Below are 17138 nucleotides of genomic sequence, written 5' to 3'. Positions count from 1 at the left end.
GCTTCCTTCGTTTCCGACTCTATCAGATCTTTCCGATCCGATTTCCTCGGTGCTTTCCGGTCCCTTTTGCTTTCGCTCCGGGCCCTTCCGGCGGTTCCGACTTTATCAGAATCATTTGGGCCGACCTAATCGGTGGCTTTCGTGATTCGGATTGGAATCGGGGTGACTCCGTGGAATTGAATTCCCGACCGGAGTGAGTGACATTCTACTAGATCGCTGCCGAACTGTCCAGTTCCAGGCAACCGTTTGAATCTACCTCCCCACAGCCGCCGTGTCAATGGCTTTTGTGGGCACCGGAAGACACTAGCAGGTCAGGGGGGTCGTACGCACATCAGGCGGCGGTGGGCTGCTCCGCGCTGCGGTCGGGCTCCTCCAGGTCGCCCCCGTCGCCGGCCCGGGAGGCGCGGCCGCCGAGGACGTAAACGTAGACGAGGAAGGCCAGCTCGGCGGCGATGCCGATGGCGATGCGGGCCCAGGTGGGCAGGCCGGAGGGGGTGACGAAGCCTTCGATCAGGCCCGAGACGAAGAGGACCAGGGCCAGGCCGATCGCCATGCCGACGGCGGCGCGTCCGCGTTCCGCGAGGGCGGCGCGGCGGGTGGCGGGGCCCGGGTCGATGACGGTCCAACCGAGGCGGAGGCCCGTACCGGCGGCCACGAAGACGGCCGTCAGTTCGAGCAGGCCGTGCGGAAGGATCAGGCCGAGGAAGACGTCGAGCCGGCCGGCCGAGGACATCAGGCCGATGGCGACGCCGACGTTCAGCATGTTCATGAAGAGGATCCAGAGGACCGGGATGCCCAGGAAGGCGCCCAGGACCAGGCACATCGCGGCGGCCTTGGCGTTGTTCGTCCAGACCTGGGCGGCGAAGGACGCCGCCGGGTGGCTGGAGTAGTACGTCTCGTACTGCCCACCGGGGCGGGTCATCTCGCGGAGCTCGGCCGGGGCCCCGATGGCAGCCTGGACCTCCGGGTGCGTACCGATCCACCAGCCGATCAGGACGGCGAGGAGGGTGGAGAGGACGGCGGTGGGGATCCACCAGTGGCGGGATCGGTAGACCGCGGCCGGGAACCCGGCCGTGAGGAAGCGGGCCGCGTCTCGCCAGGAGGCCCGGCGGGTGCCCGTGACGGTGGCGCGGGCCCGGGCGACGAGCTGGGTGAGCCGGGCCGTGAGCATGGGGTCCGGGGCGCTGGACTGGACGATCGACAGGTGGGTGGCCGTGCGCTGGTAGAGCGCGACGAGTTCGTCCGCCTCGGCTCCGGTGAGCTTGCCGCCCCGGCGCAGGAGGTCGTCGAGGCGTTCCCACTCGGCGCGGTGGGCGGTGACGTAGACGTCGAGGTCCATGATCGGCTGCTGCTCCAGGCATCGGCTGCGGACGGGTCCGTACTACTGCGGCGCGCTGCGGGTCAGCTTGGCAGACTGGCGTTCGGTGGGGTCGGGAAGGCCGGAGAAGGGTGGGTGCCGTGAGTGGGCTGGTGACGGGAGACGCCGTCGTACTGGGGTTGCAGCCCGCGCGGCTGCCGAGCCGGGCGTTGGCCCTGCTGATCGACCTGGTGGTGGTGTGGACGGCGTATCTGCTGATCACGCTCGGGCTCGCGGTCGCCACCGCCTCCCTCGACGAGGCGGCGGTCATGGCGGTGTCCATCGCGTCGTTCCTGCTCGTCCTGGTGGGGGCGCCGATCGCGGTGGAGACGCTGTCGCACGGGCGGTCGCTGGGGAAGATGGCCTGCGGGCTGCGGGTGGTGCGGGACGACGGCGGGCCGATCCGGTTCCGGCACGCGCTCGTGCGCGGGGCGATGGGGGTCGTGGAGATCCTGATGACCTTCGGGGTCGTCGCCTGCATCGCGTCGCTGGTGTCGGAGCGGGGGCGGCGGCTCGGGGACGTCTTCGCGGGGACGCTGGTCGTGCGGGAGCGGATACCCGCGGCCCGGACCGCGTTCGTGCCTCCGCCGCCGCCGTGGCTGGTGGGGCGCTTCGCCGGGCTCGATCTCTCCGCTGTGCCCGACGCGCTGTGGCTGGAGATCCGGCAGTACCTCACGCGGGCCCGTGAGCTCGATCCGGCCGTGGGACGGCGGCTCGCGGAGCGGCTGGCCGACGAGCTGGTGACGCTGACCGGTACGCCTCCGCCGCCGGGGGTTCCGGCCGACGCCTATCTGGCGGGGGTCGTGGCCGAACGGCAGGCGCGGGAGGCCCGGCGGGCGTTCAGCGCTTCGGCGGTGGTGGCAGGGGTTCCGGCCGCCGGCTCGGGGCTCGGCACGGCGAAGGGCTCGGGGGTCGGCTCGGGATTCGTTCCTCCCGCCGGCGTTTCCGAGGTCGGCTCGGCGGTCGTTCCTCCCGCCGTCCGGCCCCCGGCCGGGGCTCCCCCGGCCGCCGGAGGGTCCGCCACCGGGTTCGCTCCACCCGCCTGACCGTCAGGGGAAGACCGACGGTGGGGTCTCCAGGGCTTCGAGTTCGATGCCGGGGGCCGCGAGGACCACGTCGCCGGCGATGTGGACGGTGTGCCTCTCCCCCGTGTCCAGGGCGCTGACCTGGTACTCGTCCACCATCAGGGGGCCGTTGTCAGTGGGGTGCGCTTCACTTCTCATCAGGGCCCAGGACTGGTCGACCGTGAGGGGGGCGAGCACCGGATCCGTGAGGGCGACGAGCCTGACGCGGGTCTCGGGGGAATCGGGGGTGAGACGCAGGAGTCGCGTGAGGGCGACGAGGAACGCCGGGGACGTGCCGGTGAAGGCGTGGGCGCGCACATTGCCTTCGGAGGCGTGGATTCCGGTGGGGTCCGTACGGACCCAGGTGACGCCGTCGAGGGCCGCACCGCGGACCTGCCAGCCGGCGGCGTGGAGTTCCAGGCGGATGGGGCGGCCCAGTTCGTCGACGGCCAGGTCGACGGAGCCCCGGTGATCGCCCGAGGGGGTGGTGATCTGTGAGACGTAGCGCCAGCCGGAGGGGCCGGGCGCGCAGTGGAAGTGCTCTTCACCGAGGGGGGTGTGGTCGTGCGGGTCATGGAGCGAATATCGGCCGCGGGGCATGGGTCGGTCCTCGGGAGGGGCGCTGCCTGGAGAGGGAGCGGGAGCTGGACGGGGCAGGCCCCCCGGCACGGGGGTGCGGGGGGCCTGCCTGATTCCTCTACGGGTGTCCGGGGCGGCGTCGCGTCAACGCGCGGGCGCCGCCGACCGGGGCATCAGTAGCGGTAGTGGTCCGGCTTGAAGGGGCCTTCGACCTGGACGCCGATGTAGGCGGCCTGCTCGGGGCGGAGGGTCGTCAGCTTGACGCCGAGCGAGTCCAGGTGGAGACGGGCGACCTTCTCGTCCAGGTGCTTGGGCAGGACATAGACGTCGGTCGGGTACTCCTCCGGCTTCGTGAAGAGCTCGATCTGGGCCAGGGTCTGGTCCGCGAAGGAGTTCGACATGACGAAGGAGGGGTGTCCGGTGGCGTTGCCCAGGTTCAGCAGACGGCCCTCGGAGAGGACGATCAGGACCTTGCCGTCGGGGAACTTCCAGGTGTGGACCTGCGGCTTGACCTCGTCCTTGACGATGCCCGGGATCTTGGCCAGGCCGGCCATGTCGATCTCGTTGTCGAAGTGGCCGATGTTGCCGACGATCGCCTGGTGCTTCATCTTGGCCATGTCCCCGGCCATGATGATGTCCTTGTTGCCGGTCGTGGTGATGAAGATGTCGGCCGTCTCGACGACGTCGTCGAGGGTGGCGACCTGGTAGCCGTCCATCGCCGCCTGGAGCGCGCAGATCGGGTCGATCTCGGTGACGATCACGCGGGCGCCCTGGCCGCGGAGGGACTCGGCGCAGCCCTTGCCGACGTCGCCGTAGCGGTTGATGCCGTCGATGAGGGAGTGGCGGCAGCCGTACTTGTTGTCGAACTTCGACTTCGTCACGGCGTCGTTCACGTTGATCGCCGGGAAGAGCAGGGCGCCGGCCTGCTGCATCTCGTACAGGCGGTGGACGCCGGTGGTGGTCTCCTCGGTGACGCCGCGGATCTCGGACGCCAGCTGGGTCCACTTCTGCGGGTTCTCGCCGAGGGTGCGGTTGAGGAGACGGAGGATGTGGCCGTACTCCTCGCTGTCCGCGGTGGCCGGGTCCGGGGCGGAGCCGGCCTTCTCGAACTCGACGCCCTTGTGGACGAGGAGGGTGGCGTCACCACCGTCGTCGAGGATCATGTTCGGGCCGCCGGTGGGCGAGTTCGGCCAGGTGAGGGCCTGCTCGGTGCACCACCAGTACTCCTCCAGGGTCTCGCCCTTCCAGGCGAAGACCGGCACGCCCTGCGGGTTCTCCGGGGTGCCGTTCGGGCCGACGGCGATGGCCGCGGCGGCGTGGTCCTGAGTGGAGAAGATGTTGCAGGAGGCCCAGCGGACCTCGGCGCCGAGGGCGACCAGGGTCTCGATGAGGACGGCGGTCTGCACGGTCATGTGCAGGGAGCCGGTGACGCGGGCGCCGGCGAGCGGCTGCGTCTCCGCGTACTCGCGGCGGATCGACATCAGGCCGGGCATCTCGTGCTCGGCGAGGGTGATCTCCTTGCGGCCGAAGGTGGCCAGGGAGAGGTCCGCGACCTTGAAGTCCTGGTGGGTGGCAGTCGTCATGACTGAGCTGCTCCTCGTGTGTTCGGGTGCGAGGGTCGATGGGCGCCGGGGCATCACGGAGGGCTCCGGGCACACGAATGCCCGGGAGGTTCCGCGGTGCCGTCGTCGGAGGCCCTCTCTCCCTCGGCCGGTCCGTGAGGACCGCCCGACCGCCATCAGCAGCGACGTCTGGCTGGTCACGAATCTACACCGATCGGTGCGGCGGGCCACAGTCCGCGTCGGTCTTCCGGGCGGTCCCGGTGCCCCGTACATGTGCGCGAGGCCCCCGGGACCGTGGGGTCGCGGGGGCCTCGTGAGGACGGGGTCAGCGGTCGGTGCCGTCCGGGGTCTCGGCGGTGGTCCTGGCCGGGTTCTCGCCGGCCGAGGCGGCCTTCTCGCTGTAGATGTCGGGCTCCAGGTAGATGACCCGGGCGATCGGGACGGCGGCGCGAATGCGCTCCTCGGCGGCGTTGATGGCGTTCGCGACCTCGGTGGCCGTGTCGTCGTGCCGTACGGCGATCTTGGCGGCGACGAGGAGTTCCTCGGGGCCGAGGTGGAGGGTGCGCATGTGGATGAGGCGGGTGACGGTGTCGCCGTCGACGACCGCGGCCTCGATCTTCTTGACCTCGTCGATGCCGGCGGCCTCGCCCAGCAGCAGCGACTTGGTCTCGGCGGCCAGCACGATCGCGATGAGGATGAGGAGGACACCGATGCAGAGGGTGCCGATGCCGTCCCAGACGCCGTTGCCGGTCAGCAGGGCGAGGCCGACGCCGCCCAGGGCGAGGACGAGACCGACCAGGGCGCCGAGGTCCTCCAGGAGGACGACGGGCAGCTCGGGGGCCTTGGCGCGGCGGACGAACTCCTTCCAGGAGAGGTCGCCGCGGAGCGGGTTCGACTCCTTGATGGCCGTACGGAAGGAGAAGGACTCGGCGATGATCGCGAAGACGAGGACGCCGACCGGCCAGTACCAGGCCTCGATCTCGTGCGGTTCCTTGATCTTCGTGTAGCCCTCGTAGACGGCGAACATGCCACCGACGGAGAAGAGGACGATGGAGACGAGGAAGGCGTAGATGTACCGCTCGCGGCCGTAGCCGAAGGGGTGCTGCGGGGTCGCCTCGCGCTGGGCCTTCTTGCCGCCGAGCAGCAGCAGGCCCTGGTTGCCGGAGTCGGCGAGCGAGTGGACGCTCTCCGCGAGCATCGACGACGAACCACTGAAGAGGAACGCCACGAACTTGGCTACCGCGATCGCCAGGTTGGCGGCGAGTGCCGCCACGATCGCCTTGGTTCCGCCTGACGCGCTCATGGGTGTACGTGGTCCCTTCGTCGATGCACCGGCAGTGTCGCCGCGGTTCGGCCGGTCATTCTCGCATCAGGCCACGACGGTGGCGCGGAAGACCGTCCCCGTCCCCGTGAGTTCGGTGCGCTCGCCCGCCGGGACGAACACGGAATCGCCGGGTGCGAGGGTGACCTCTCCCGCCTTCGGGCGGCCCGCGACGGCGAGCAGGATCTGCGGGGTGGCGGCGGTCAGCTCGGTCGGGGCCGCACCCTCGGCCCGGACGAACCGGGACAGGCGGAACTCGTCGATCGGGGTGTCGTAGACCTCCTCGCCGGCCGGGGAGGCCTCGGGGCGCAGGATGCCCGGGTCGGCCGGCTCGAAGCGGACCACCCGCAGGAGTTCGGGGACGTCGACGTGCTTGGGGGTGAGCCCGCAGCGCAGCACGTTGTCGGAGTTGGCCATGATCTCGACGCCGAGGCCGGAGAGGTAGGCGTGCGGGACGCCCGCGCCCAGGTAGAGGGCCTCGCCGGGCTGGAGCCGGACCGGGTTGAGGAGCACGGCGGCGATGACGCCGGGGTCGCTCGGGTAGTGGTGGGCGAGGGCCGCGTACGGGGCGTGGGCGCCGCCGAGGCGGTCGGCGGCGGCGGCCGCCTCCGCGACGGTGTGCGCCATCTCCTCCGCGTCGGCGGTCAGCAGCGCCGTCAGGACCTCGCGGAGCGCGGCCTCTTCGGGGTGCGCGTGGAGCAGGTCGACGTACGGCTTCAGCGAGTCGACGCCCAGGGCGGCGAGGACGTCGGCGGCCTCGGCGGGGGCGCGGAAGCCGCACAGGCCCTCGAACGGGGTGAGGGCGCAGATCAGCTCGGGTTTGTGGTTGGCGTCCTTGTACATGCGGTGCGGGGCGTCGACCGGGATGCCCGCGGCCTCCTCGCGCGCGTACCCGGCCCGTGCCTGTTCCAGGTCGGGGTGGGCCTGGAGGGAGAGCGGGGCGCCGGCGGCGAGGACCTTCAGGAGGAAGGGGAGGCGCGGGCCGAACTTGTCCAGGGAACGCTGCCCCAGTTCCCGTACGGGATCGGCGTCGATCAGCTCGTTCAGCGAGCCGCGCTCGGTGCGGGAGGGGGCGCCGGGGTGGGCGCCCATCCACAGCTCGGCCTGGGGCTCGCCGGTCGGGTCGATGCCGAGCAGCTCCGGGATGGCCGTCGTGGATCCCCAGGCGTAGGGGCGGACGGTGTTGACGAGGCGGTCCATGGTGCCTGCCAGCTCCTCGGGGTGGTGACGGATGGTGAGGGGTGTCGGAAGACAGGTGACAGGGGGCGGGTGACGGCGGGGTGACGGACGAGGGGCGGGAGGGGGGACGGGGGTGGTGTGCGGGGTGGTGTGCGGGGTGGTGTGCGGGGTGCGGGCTTTGTGCGTGGCCATGGCTGTGGCCGTTGCCCGTGGCATACGGCGGGGTGGGCCGGGTGCCCGTGCCGGTCGTGTCGTCCGGCGGCGGGCGGCCCTGGTGCCGTCAGTGGGTGGCCGTGCGTCCCGGGGTGGCCAGCGACAGGTAGACGGCCGCGAAGTCGGTGACGGCGAGCAGTTCCGCCAGGGTCTCCAGGTCGCCGCCCTTCTCCGGCTCCAGTTCGCTGATGGCGGTCTCGTGGCCGAGTGCGAGTTCGCGGGCGGCGTGCGCGGCCGTGAGGCCGTCGGACGGGCGGTCCCGGAGCAGGACGACCCGGGCGCGGAGTGCCTGCGGTTCGTCCACCCGGTCGCGGAAGAAGTCGTCCGGGTCGGCGCCGGCCGCGAAGTCGCCCGCGAGCAGGACACCGTGCGCGGGCAGGGCCTCCGGCAGTTCGGCGGCCAGCGCGGGGAGCCCCGCGAGTTCCGCGAGGACGGCCGCGAAGCGGCGGCCGGCCGGACCGGCGGCCGTGCCCTCCGTCCAGATCAGCGGGAGCGAGTCCGCGAGCTCGGCGGCGAGCGTCTTCGCCGGGTTGCTGTACGTGGCGATGGCCGGGCCGCAGCGTTCCGCCGTACGGTCCAGCCGGTCCGCGACCTTCTCCAGGGCCTCGGGCGGTGCTTCGAGGAGGCCCACCCGGTCGAGGAGCGCGAGGAGCGGTGTGAACAGGGCCCACAGGGCGCCGGGGCTGGCCGCGATGTTCTCGGCGTACTCGTCGGGGGCTTCGTTCGGGGCGATGGCCATCGGCACGAACAGGCCGACGGAGCCGCTGACGGTCTCGGCGAGCGGCGAGGCCTTCGGGGCGACGGCGACGACCGTGATCCCGCGGCGGTACGCCTGCTCCGCGAGGAGCGCGAGGCCCGGTTCGGAGCCGTCCGTCGTCGGCAGGAGCAGGAGGTCCACGGAGCCGGCCCAGCCGGGCAGGGCCCACCGCAGGGCGCCGGCCGCGGGGGCGACGCCGGTCGGCTGGAGGCGTACGACGGGGGCGGAGGCTCCGGCCAGGGCGCCGATCAGGTCCGCGACGCCGGCGGCGGCGGTGCCGGGTCCCGCGACGAGAACCACGCGGGGGCGGCCCTCCGGGCGGAGGTCGGCGATGCCGGCCTCGGCGGCGTGCCGGGCGGCGGTCCGGACCCTCGCGCCCGCTTCGGCGGCGCCGCGGAGGAGGCCGCGGCGGTCGGCGAGGGCGAGGTCGTCCGGGGCGTCGAGGAGGGTCTCGTCGAGCATGGGCGGTGCCTCCGGTCACGTCGTCGTCGCGGGCCCTGCGGGGCGGGTGCGGGGCGGGTGCGGGGTGGGTCGGGTGCGGTGCGGGTGCGTCGGGGTGCCCGGCCTTCGGCCGGGCTTGGTGGCTCCCACCCGCACCACCCGTGCTGCTGAGGACACAGAGGTGCGGGTCTTCCCGTGGGAGTGCTCGCCGTCGGCGGCGAACCCGCCAGGGAGGCAAGCCCCCTGGGGCGTGGAGTCGCACGAACCGGAGGCCGTGAGCCGGTGGGTGTCGGGACTCCGTGCCGTGGCGTTACGCCGGGCGGCGGGCCTCGTCCGTCAGGAGGACCGGGATGTTGTCGCGGACCGGGTAGGCGAGGCCGCAGTCCCGGCCGGTGCAGATGAGTTCGGGGGTCTCGTCAGCCGAGTGGTCGTTCAGCGGAGCGTGGCACGCGGGGCAGGCCAGGATCTCCAGGAGGCCGGCTTCGAGCGGCATGGGGTTTCCCTTCGGACAAACGGTGGTGGTACTGCCCTACGGGCCAGGTCAGCCTACCGCCGGGGAACAGGGGGCGCCCCGTTCCCCGGCGGGTGGCGGGGTCAGTCGGTCGACCGGACCAGGGCGAGGACCTCGTCGCGGATCTTGGCCATGGTGGCCGCGTCGCGGGCCTCGACGTTGAGGCGCAGGAGGGGCTCGGTGTTGGAGGCGCGGAGGTTGAACCACCAGTCCTCGGACGTCACCGTCAGGCCGTCGAGGTCGTCGAGGGTGACGTCCCCGCTCGCGTAGGCCGCGCGCACCTTCGCGGCGCTCGCCGCCTGGTCCACGACCGTGGAGTTGATCTCGCCGGAGGCGGCGTAGCGGTCGTAGACGGAGACCAGGTCGGACAGCGTGCCGTCCTGGCCGCCGAGGGCCGCCAGGACGTGGAGCGCGGCGAGCATGCCGGTGTCCGCGTTCCAGAAGTCCTTGAAGTAGTAGTGCGCCGAGTGCTCGCCGCCGAAGATCGCGCCGGTCTTCGCCATTTCCTCCTTGATGAAGGAGTGGCCGACGCGGGTGCGGACGGGCTCGCCGCCCTGCTCGCGGACGACCTCGGGCACGGACCACGACGTGATCAGGTTGTGGATGATCGTTCCGCCGGGCGTCTTCGCGAGCTCGCGGGCCGCGACGAGGGCCGTGATCGCGGACGGGGAGACGGGCTCGCCGCGCTCGTCGACGACGAAGCAGCGGTCGGCGTCGCCGTCGAAGGCGAGGCCGAGGTCGGCGCCCTCGGCCCGGACGCGGGCCTGGAGGTCGACGATGTTCTTCGGGTCGAGCGGGTTGGCCTCGTGGTTCGGGAAGGTGCCGTCGAGCTCGAAGTACATCGGCACGACGTCCAGCGGCAGGCCGTCGAAGACGGTGGGGACGGTGTGGCCGCCCATGCCGTTGCCCGCGTCGACGACCACCTTGAGCGGGCGGATCGCCGTCAGGTCGACCAGGGACCGCAGGTAGGAGGCGTAGTCCGCCAGGGTGTCCTGCCGCGTGACCGTGCCCGGCGTCGCGGCGGCCTCCGGCGCGCCGGTCCCCGACCACTCCTCCGCCAGCTCGCGGATCTGCGCCAGGCCGGTGTCCTGGCCGACGGGGGCGGCGCCCGCGCGGCACATCTTGATGCCGTTGTACTGGGCCGGGTTGTGCGAGGCGGTGAACATCGCGCCGGGCAGACCGAGGCTGCCGGAGGCGAAGTACAGCTGATCGGTGGAGCAGAGGCCGATCAGGGTGACGTCGGCGCCGAGGCGGGCGGCGCCGCGCGCGAAGGCGTCCGAGAGGCCGGGCGACGAGGGGCGCATGTCGTGGCCGATGACGATCGCGTCAGCCTCCGTCACCCGTACGAAGGCTGCCCCGAAGAGCTCGGCGAGCGTCTCGTCCCACTGGTCGGGGACCACTCCGCGGACGTCGTACGCCTTCACGATCTGCGACAGATCGGCAGTCACGGATCCACCCTCCTGAGTTCTCGGCACGCGGTGCGGCGCGTGTTTCGGAACGCCAAAACTACCCGGAGCGGTGAAGGGGGACGCGGACGGTGGCCGGTTGCGGTCAGTTGTCGGGGGAACGGAGCACCCGGAGGTGACCTCGGCGGCCGACCTCCATGGGGTCGCCGCCACGGCCTCCGCCGCCCTTGCCGCCGGCTTCGGCGGCGCGTTCCTGGGGGCGGGCCGCCTCCCGTACCGCGTTGGCCAGGGCTTCGAGGTCGTCGCCGCTGGGGCGGGGCGGGGCGGAACCGTCGGTGAGCCGCACGACCTCCCACCCTCGTGGGGCGGTCAGGCGCTCGCTGTGCTCGGCGCACAGGTCGTAGCAGTGGGGCTCGGCGTAGGTGGCGAGCGGGCCGAGGACCGCAGTCGAGTCGGCATAGACGTACGTCAGTGTCGCGACGGCAGGGCGGCCGCACGCGGTGCGCGAACAGCGACGTACAGGGCTCACGACGTTGGACGGTACCGCACTCTTGAGCGGGCCGCGACGACTCTCCCTCAGGTCACTCCACCGTGTCGCGGTGTGACCTCCGCCACCGGCCCTTCCCGAGGCGCTCCGCCGACCTGCGGCGGAGGGGGCGCACGGGGGTGCGGGCGGGAGTCGATCCGGACAGTCCTGGGTACAGATCCGGTCAACCACGGCCAGATGGCCGATCGTGAGGGGCTGCCGAATCGAGCGGGCGATTGGCCGGAATGTTCAGGTTTCGACATGGGCTGTGGCGGCGGGGCGGGAGCACCGGGGAAGGTGGCGAGGATGCGCCACAGTGCGGGAGGACGGATGAGGGTTACGCTGCGTCAGTGATGGACAGTCCTGTGCCGCCGAGCCCCTCGCACCACTCCACGGAGCCCCCCGCGGAGCCTCGGGTGCGCCGCCGTGACCGGCACGGCCGCGGGATGCGCGGGCCGGTCGCCCCGCCCCAGGTGCCGCTCTCGGCGAGCCGGGCCGACACCTTCCGCGATCTGGTCCTGGACTCGGTGGAGCGCCTCGAACGGCGCTGGCCGCAGCTGGCGGACGTCGAGTTCATGGTGATGGAGGTGCCGCCGCCGGTGTCGGGCGAGACGGTGCCGCTGGGCGGTTCCGCGCCCGCCGAGAAGAACGAGCCGGCGCGGGTCGTGGTCTACCGGCGCCCGGTCGAGATCCGCTCGAAGAGCCGTGAGGACCGGGCGCTCCTGGTCCACGAGGTGGTCGTGGAGCAGGTCGCGGAGCTGCTCGGGCTCTCCCCCGAGTCGGTCGATCCGCGGTACGGGCAGGACTGACCGCACGGGGGGCGGCCCCTGTCGCCGTACGGAGCCGGGGCTGCCCTTCGGCAGCGCCCGGGGCTCCGTGTCAGTCGAGGACGCCGAGGTCCTGGCGGGCGGCCGGGACCTCCACCGTGCCCCGGTCGTCGACGAACGGCTGGATCGTGAACATCGGGGTGCCGTCCAGGGGCAGCTCCAGGGTCCGCGACGCGTACACCTTGCCGCCGGAGACCGGTTCCACCGTCAGCGCGTAGGAGCCCTTGAGGCCGCCGGGTACCAGGTCGGTGACCACCTGCGTCGTGCCCGCCTTGACGGTGACCGTCCTCGACACCGGCGTGCCCCCGCCCGAGCCGGCCGAGGCCGTGACCTTGACCTGGGCGGCCGCGCCGGGCGCCGTGAGGGCGAGCGTGGAGCCCTTGGCCCGGTTGTCGGCGACCGTCGCGCGGGCGGCGACCGGGGCCGTCGCGGGCAGGAACGCGATCTCGGTGCCCGCGCCCTTGCCGCGGACCACCCGGAGGGCGGCGACGACCGGCGTCGGCTTCTTCGGGTCGCTCGGGGTGAGCAGCAGCGAACCCGCCTGGCCCCGGGTGAGGCCCGGCAGGTCGACGAAGGACGTCATCCCGGACTTCACGTGGAGGGTGTCGGTGCCGGCCGGGACGATCGTGCCGGTCGTGGTGGCCAGCTGGACCTTGAGGTCGGCGTCGTCCTCGCCGGGGACGAAGGCCACCAGGCGCACGGAGGTCGCGTCGCCCGGGATGCCGGGGAGCACGACGCTGCTCGTCGGGTCGGCGGCGGCCGGGAGCCAGTCGCTGCCGAGCTTCTCGTCGGCGGCGGCGATGGCGGCGCCGACCCGGCCGCTGCGGGTGCTGACGTGGACGGTGACGTCCTGCTTGGCCGCCTCGCCGGTGAGGGTGGACAGGAGGACCGGGACCGTGGAGCGGCCGGGGACCGGGATGCCCTCGGTGAACTGGGACTTGAGCGCGCCCTCGGGGCCGTACAGCTCGATGTCGACGACGGCGGCGGTGTCGTCGGGGTTGGTGAGGTGGACGTAGTCCTGGCGTTCCTTGGCGGTGGAGGCCGCCGGGAACCAGAAGTCGGTGTCGGGGGCGCCGCAGCCGAGGCCGAGGAGGCCGCGCGCGCCGCCCGCCGGGACGACGGTGGTCTGCTGGACGGTCCAGCCGGGGGCGAGGGTGCCGGTCGCCGCGCCGGTCAGGGCGGGCGCGGCGGAGCCGTCCGCCTCGGCGGTCACCGGCTTGCCCGGGGCGGTGACGGTGGCCGGGGCCGTGGGGGCCTTGGGCTTCTTGGTGCCCTTGGCGGCCCCGCCGGAGGGGGTGGTTTTCGCGGCGGGCCGGAGCTGGGCGGTGGGCTGTTCGGCCTTGCCGGACGCACCGCCCTTCGCGGAACCCGTGCCCGTACCCGTACCCGCGATCGTGCTCGGCGGGGTGTACGAGGTGTACAGGGTCTCGGCCACCTCCGAGGTGCTCGGCGCCGGGCAGACCAGGCCGGCGCGCTGCACCGGCAGGCGGGTGGTGGCCTTGGCCTCGGGGGCCGCGGGGCCGTCCGGGGTGGTGAGGGAGGCGAATCCGGTGACGGCGGCGAGGGCCGTCGCGCCCGCGATCAGGGAGAGGGTCGTGCGCTTCACCGGTTGCTGCTCCCGTCGGGACGCTGCTCGGGCTCGTGGCCCTGGGGGTATCCGTAGCCGTAGCCGTACGGGTCGTACTGCTGCGGGTCGTACGGGGGCTGCTGCCCGCCGTCGTACTGCTGCTGCCCGTAGCCGGGCTGCTGCTCGTAGCCCTGCTGGTCGTAGCCGGGCTGTTCCGCGTAGGGCTGCTGCTGGTCGTAGCCCTGCTGGGGGTACGCGTACGGCTGCTGCTGGTACGGGTCGGCCGCGTACTCCTGCTGACCCTGGTAGTAGCCCTGCTCGGCGTACGCCTGCTGGTCCTGGGCCTGGGGCTGGGCCTGCTGCGCCTGGGCGTACGCGGGGTCGTGGCCGTCGGGGTCGCCGTCCCACGCCTGGGGCTCGTACGTCTGCTGCTCCGGGATCGGGGCCTGCTCCTGTTCCGGAACGGTCCCGGCCTCGGCCTCGGCCTCGGCCGCGGCGCGCAGCCGGCGGGCGCGGCGGCCGTCGCCCTCGGTCGCCTGGGCGGGGATGGCGAGCTCCTCCTCGGGCAGGTCGTCGTCGATCTCACGGCGCCGGCCGGGCAGGGCGAGGACGAGCAGGACGACGGCGAAGCCGACCTGGGCCCAGATCCACGCGGTGTGCGTGAGCGGCTGGTCGTACGTGAGGTCGAGGCGGCCGCCCTGGGCGGGGAGTTCGAAGCCCTGGGCCCAGCCGTCGACGGTGGTGCGGGTGAGTTCCCGGCCGTCGAGGGTGGCGGTCCAGCCCTCGTCGGCGCGGTCGGCGAGCCGCAGGACGCGGCCCGCGGGGCCGGCCGGGACGGTGGTGTGCGCCTCGACGGGGCCCGCGGCGACGGCGACGGGCTCGGAGCCCTTGGCGGGCTCCCCCGTCCCCTCGGCCGTCTTGGCGGCCGGCGGGACGATCATGATGCGGGCGATCTCGCGGTCCACGCGCCAGAGCGCGCTGCCGTCGAGCTGGCTGAGGCGGCTGAGGCCGGGGGTGGAGTCGAGCACGCGGCTCATCTGGCGCGGCGCGCCGTCCCGTACGAGGACGTAGCGGATCGCGTAGCCGCTGAGTTCCCGGGTCTGGTCGGCGCCGGAGCCGGCGACCAGGTGGGCGACGACGTCGTCGAGGCGCGGGTCGGCCTCGGCCGTCGCGGTGAGCTCGGCGTCGCCGAGGCGGGCGCCGGAGCCGCGGACCAGGGTGTACGCCACCTCGCCGGGTGCGCCGGCGCCGAGCACCAGGGTGCGGGGCTGGTCGCGGGTGCCGCTCTCCTCGGCGACGAAGGCCGGGACCTGGACGGGGTCGCGCCGGGTCAGCGGGCCGTCGGCGCCGCCGATCATCCAGCCGACGGCGGCGGCGGCCGGGCCGAGTGCACAGGCGAGGGCGATCAGGGCGGCGACGGGCTGGCGCCAGCCGAAGCCGTGGGCGGCGACGCGGGTGCGCCCGCCCTCGGCGCCGATCATGCCGGCGGCGATGAGGGCGGCGCCGTAGACGAGGGTGGCGGGTCCGGCCCAACCGGTGCCGCCGGCGCCGTTGGAGAGGGCGGCGAAGAGGAGGCCGGTGAGGGCGGCGGCCCAGGCCGCGCGGACGGCGAGCCGGCGCTCCTCGCGGAGCAGTCCGGCCAGGCCGGCGAGGACGAGCCCGGCCAGCAGGAGGCCGCCGGTGGTGCCGGGGCCGCCGGGGCTGGTGCCGAGCAGGTCGAGCGCGGTGGCCGTGCCCGTACGGATGTCGAGGCCGGCCTCGCGCAGGAAGGCGGCGGGCTCGGTCAGGAGGGTGAGCGACCAGGGCGCGAGGACCAGGAGCGGGGTGCCGACGGCGGCGAGGAAGCGCAGGCCGTACGCCGTGATGTCGGAGCGGCGCACGACCAGCACGCCGAGGCCGAGGAGGACGGCGAGCGGCCAGACGACCGGGGTGAACGCGGTCGCGAAGGTCAGCAGGAAGGTGTACGCCCAGGTGGCGCGCCAGCTGCCCCGCTCGGCCCGGTTGAAGCCGTGGGCGGCGACGGCGGCGCGGGCCATCAGCGGGAGCAGGATCGCGAGGACGGCGGTGCCGAGCCGGCCGGTGGCGAGGGCCCCGGTGGCGGCGGGCAGGAAGGCGTACGCGATGGCGCCCCAGGCGCGGAGCAGCCGGGACTCGACGATGCCGCGGGCGGCGAAGTACGCGGTGAACCCGGCGAGCGGGACCGAGCAGACGAGCAGCAGGGTCAGCGCGGTGGAGGTGGAGCCGAGGAAGAGCGCGGAGAGCGCCGCGAGCACGGCGAGGTACGGCGGGGCGGTCTGGGTGCCGCCGGTGCCGAGGGCGTGCCAGGAGTCGGCGTACCGGGACCAGAGGCCGGAGACGGTGTCGGGGGCGGGCAGCAGGGCGCCGCCCGCGAGGGAGCCGCCGGCGAAGAGGTTGCGGCAGGCGACGAGGGAGATGAGGAGCAGGAGGGCGAAGAGGACCGGGCCGGGCTTGCGGGCGATCTTCTTGAGCCGGGCGAACTGCTCGATCTCCAGGTAGTCGGCGTCGTCGCCGCCGGGGCCGGACTCGATGACGCCGTGGCGGGAGCCGCCGGACTCGGCTTCGGAGCCGCCGAAGTTGGCGGTGAACTGCTCGACGGCGGCGCGGACGGTGGCGCCGGGCGGCGGGAACAGCGGGCGGAGTTCGCTCGCGGGGACTTCGGGGTTCTTGCGGCGTTTGCGGGCGGCGAGGATCTTCTCGGGGCGCAGCAGGGTGGCGAGGAGGCCCATGACCTCGTCGACGGCCTGGCCGGGGACCTTGCCGACGAGGTAGGCGAGGGTACGGAGCAGGGTGCTGAGGACGAGCCGGAGCAGGACGTACGGGAGGGCGGCGCCGCGGGTGTTGGCGAGGAGGGTGTAGACGGCGCCGGCCTTGTCGACGCGGTGCGGGTTGGCGGCGGTGCGGCCGGCGCAGTCGACGGTGCGGCGCTCGCGGGCGGAGGCCTCGGCGTGCCGCAGGACGGCGTCGGGGGCGATGAGGACGCGGTGGCCGGCGGAGTGGGCGCGCCAGCACAGGTCGACGTCGTCGCGCATGAGGGGCAGTCGGCGGTCGAAGCCGCCGAGTTCCTCGAAGACGTCGCGGCGGACGAGCATGCCGGCGGTGGAGACGGAGAGGACGGAGCGGACCTGGTCGTGCTGGCCCTGGTCCTGCTCGCGGCGGTCGAGCCCGGTCCAGCGGCGGCCGCTGCGGGCGATGGAGACGCCGGTCTCCAGGAGCTGCTTCCTGTCGTACCAGCCGCGCAGCTTGGGGCCGATGACGGCGGCGTCCGCGTCGGAGTCGGCGACGCGCAGGAGTTCGGCGAGGGCGCCGGGCTCGGGGGCGCAGTCGTCGTGGAGGAGCCAGAGCCACTGGACCGGTTCGCCGTGCGGGAGTTCGGGGAGGTCGTAGGCGCCGTCGTCCCAGGTGCGGCTGACGGGGTCCCAGCCGCTGGGGCGCTTCAGGTAGGGCAGGTCCTCGGGTCCGAGCAGGGGCGCGGTTCTGGCCGCCTCCTCGACGGCGGCGCCGAAGCCGGTGCGGCGCGCGAGGTGCAGGACGCGGTCGGCGCCGACGGCGTCGGCGAGGAGCTGCGCCGAGTCGTCGGCGCTGCCGGTGTCGGCGGCGACCACGTTCTGCACGGGGCGTTCCTGGGCGAGCAGCCCGGCGAGGGCGTCCGGCAGCCAGCGGGCGCCGTCGTGGGTGACGAGCACGGCGGTGACGACGTGTCGCGGAAACTCAGGAGTTGAGGACATCGAGCTACGGGCCCTCCGGCCGGGGTCGCCCGCGGGGGGCGTGGGGTGCGTCTCGGACGGAGGCCCACACTAACGGCTGTGC

Annotated in this window: 13 protein-coding genes; 2 read left to right on the top strand and 11 right to left on the bottom strand. The window is 73.5% G+C overall.

Features of this window, described 5'->3' with window-relative positions:
* Positions 1 to 331 precede the first annotated feature (331 nt).
* Complete coding sequence (locus ASD33_RS18970) at positions 332 to 1339, bottom strand: stage II sporulation protein M (RefSeq protein ID WP_056561655.1); 1008 nt, start codon at positions 1337 to 1339, stop codon at positions 332 to 334.
* 119 nt (positions 1340 to 1458) lie between these two features.
* Here ASD33_RS18970 and ASD33_RS18965 point away from each other — a divergent pair, with 119 nt between their 5' ends.
* Positions 1459 to 2403 (top strand): RDD family protein, encoded by a 945-nt coding sequence (locus tag ASD33_RS18965; protein ID WP_199863549.1) that lies wholly within the window; start codon positions 1459 to 1461, stop codon positions 2401 to 2403.
* Positions 2404 to 2406: 3 nt separating this feature from the next.
* Here ASD33_RS18965 and ASD33_RS18960 read toward each other — a convergent pair whose 3' ends face one another.
* From ASD33_RS18960 to ASD33_RS18925, 8 genes are all read right to left on the bottom strand, one after another.
* Positions 2407 to 3021 (bottom strand): hypothetical protein, encoded by a 615-nt coding sequence (locus tag ASD33_RS18960; protein ID WP_056561652.1) that lies wholly within the window; start codon positions 3019 to 3021, stop codon positions 2407 to 2409.
* A 152-nt stretch (positions 3022 to 3173) separates the two neighbouring features.
* Positions 3174 to 4583 (bottom strand): adenosylhomocysteinase, encoded by a 1410-nt coding sequence (gene ahcY / locus ASD33_RS18955; protein ID WP_056561650.1) that lies wholly within the window; start codon positions 4581 to 4583, stop codon positions 3174 to 3176.
* A gap of 304 nt (positions 4584 to 4887) precedes the next feature.
* A complete protein-coding gene (locus tag ASD33_RS18950; RefSeq protein ID WP_056561649.1) occupies positions 4888 to 5865 on the bottom strand; it encodes a cation diffusion facilitator family transporter in 978 nt (325 codons plus the stop codon).
* A 66-nt stretch (positions 5866 to 5931) separates the two neighbouring features.
* On the bottom strand, positions 5932 to 7083 hold the full coding sequence (gene manA / locus ASD33_RS18945; RefSeq protein ID WP_056561647.1) for a mannose-6-phosphate isomerase, class I: 1152 nt from the start codon (positions 7081 to 7083) through the stop codon (positions 5932 to 5934).
* 259 nt (positions 7084 to 7342) lie between these two features.
* Complete coding sequence (locus ASD33_RS18940; RefSeq protein WP_056561645.1) at positions 7343 to 8494, bottom strand: SIS domain-containing protein; 1152 nt, start codon at positions 8492 to 8494, stop codon at positions 7343 to 7345.
* Positions 8495 to 8783: 289 nt separating this feature from the next.
* Positions 8784 to 8966: a Trm112 family protein gene (locus tag ASD33_RS18935; RefSeq protein WP_056561643.1), complete on the bottom strand. Its 183-nt coding sequence runs from the start codon at positions 8964 to 8966 to the stop codon at positions 8784 to 8786.
* Between the two features lie 101 nt (positions 8967 to 9067).
* The gene (locus ASD33_RS18930; RefSeq protein WP_056561641.1) at positions 9068 to 10432 is read right to left on the bottom strand and encodes a phosphomannomutase/phosphoglucomutase; all 1365 of its coding nucleotides are present in this window, start codon (positions 10430 to 10432) and stop codon (positions 9068 to 9070) included.
* A gap of 103 nt (positions 10433 to 10535) precedes the next feature.
* Entirely contained in the window at positions 10536 to 10970 is a 435-nt protein-coding gene (locus ASD33_RS18925; RefSeq protein ID WP_079044864.1) for a DUF3499 domain-containing protein, read from the bottom strand.
* 299 nt (positions 10971 to 11269) lie between these two features.
* On the opposite strand from ASD33_RS18925, the gene ASD33_RS18920 reads away from it, so the two are divergent.
* Positions 11270 to 11725, top strand: coding sequence for a metallopeptidase family protein (locus ASD33_RS18920; protein WP_056561638.1), 456 nt, complete (start codon positions 11270 to 11272; stop codon positions 11723 to 11725).
* Between the two features lie 70 nt (positions 11726 to 11795).
* Here ASD33_RS18920 and ASD33_RS18915 read toward each other — a convergent pair whose 3' ends face one another.
* On the bottom strand, positions 11796 to 13349 hold the full coding sequence (locus tag ASD33_RS18915) for a DUF5719 family protein (RefSeq protein WP_056561636.1): 1554 nt from the start codon (positions 13347 to 13349) through the stop codon (positions 11796 to 11798).
* Positions 13346 to 17056 carry a glycosyltransferase family 2 protein gene (locus tag ASD33_RS18910; RefSeq protein ID WP_056561634.1) on the bottom strand — a complete coding sequence of 1237 codons (3711 nt, stop codon included), beginning with the start codon at positions 17054 to 17056 and terminating at the stop codon, positions 13346 to 13348. The genes ASD33_RS18915 and ASD33_RS18910 overlap by 4 nt, the downstream gene beginning before the upstream one ends.
* Positions 17057 to 17138: the final 82 nt, after the last annotated feature.

It is taken from the genome of Streptomyces sp. Root1304, assembly GCF_001426405.1.
GTDB lineage: Bacteria > Actinomycetota > Actinomycetes > Streptomycetales > Streptomycetaceae > Streptomyces.
The sequence above is the reverse complement of the archived record's forward strand: the minus strand, read 5'-3'. Positions and strand labels throughout refer to the sequence as shown.

Bases quoted from the DNA above. Each gene is read 5' to 3' on its own strand.
- ASD33_RS18950 (WP_056561649.1), bottom strand. From the start codon at position 5,865: ATGAGCGCGTCAGGCGGAACCAAGGCGATCGTGGCGGCACTCGCCGCC.
- ASD33_RS18920 (WP_056561638.1), top strand. From the start codon at position 11,270: ATGGACAGTCCTGTGCCGCCGAGCCCCTCGCACCACTCCACGGAGCCC.
- ASD33_RS18910 (WP_056561634.1), bottom strand. From the start codon at position 17,056: ATGTCCTCAACTCCTGAGTTTCCGCGACACGTCGTCACCGCCGTGCTC.
- ASD33_RS18970 (WP_056561655.1), bottom strand. From the start codon at position 1,339: ATGGACCTCGACGTCTACGTCACCGCCCACCGCGCCGAGTGGGAACGC.
- ASD33_RS18960 (WP_056561652.1), bottom strand. From the start codon at position 3,021: ATGCCCCGCGGCCGATATTCGCTCCATGACCCGCACGACCACACCCCC.
- ASD33_RS18935 (WP_056561643.1), bottom strand. From the start codon at position 8,966: ATGCCGCTCGAAGCCGGCCTCCTGGAGATCCTGGCCTGCCCCGCGTGC.
- ASD33_RS18940 (WP_056561645.1), bottom strand. From the start codon at position 8,494: ATGCTCGACGAGACCCTCCTCGACGCCCCGGACGACCTCGCCCTCGCC.
- manA (WP_056561647.1), bottom strand. From the start codon at position 7,083: ATGGACCGCCTCGTCAACACCGTCCGCCCCTACGCCTGGGGATCCACG.
- ahcY (WP_056561650.1), bottom strand. From the start codon at position 4,583: ATGACGACTGCCACCCACCAGGACTTCAAGGTCGCGGACCTCTCCCTG.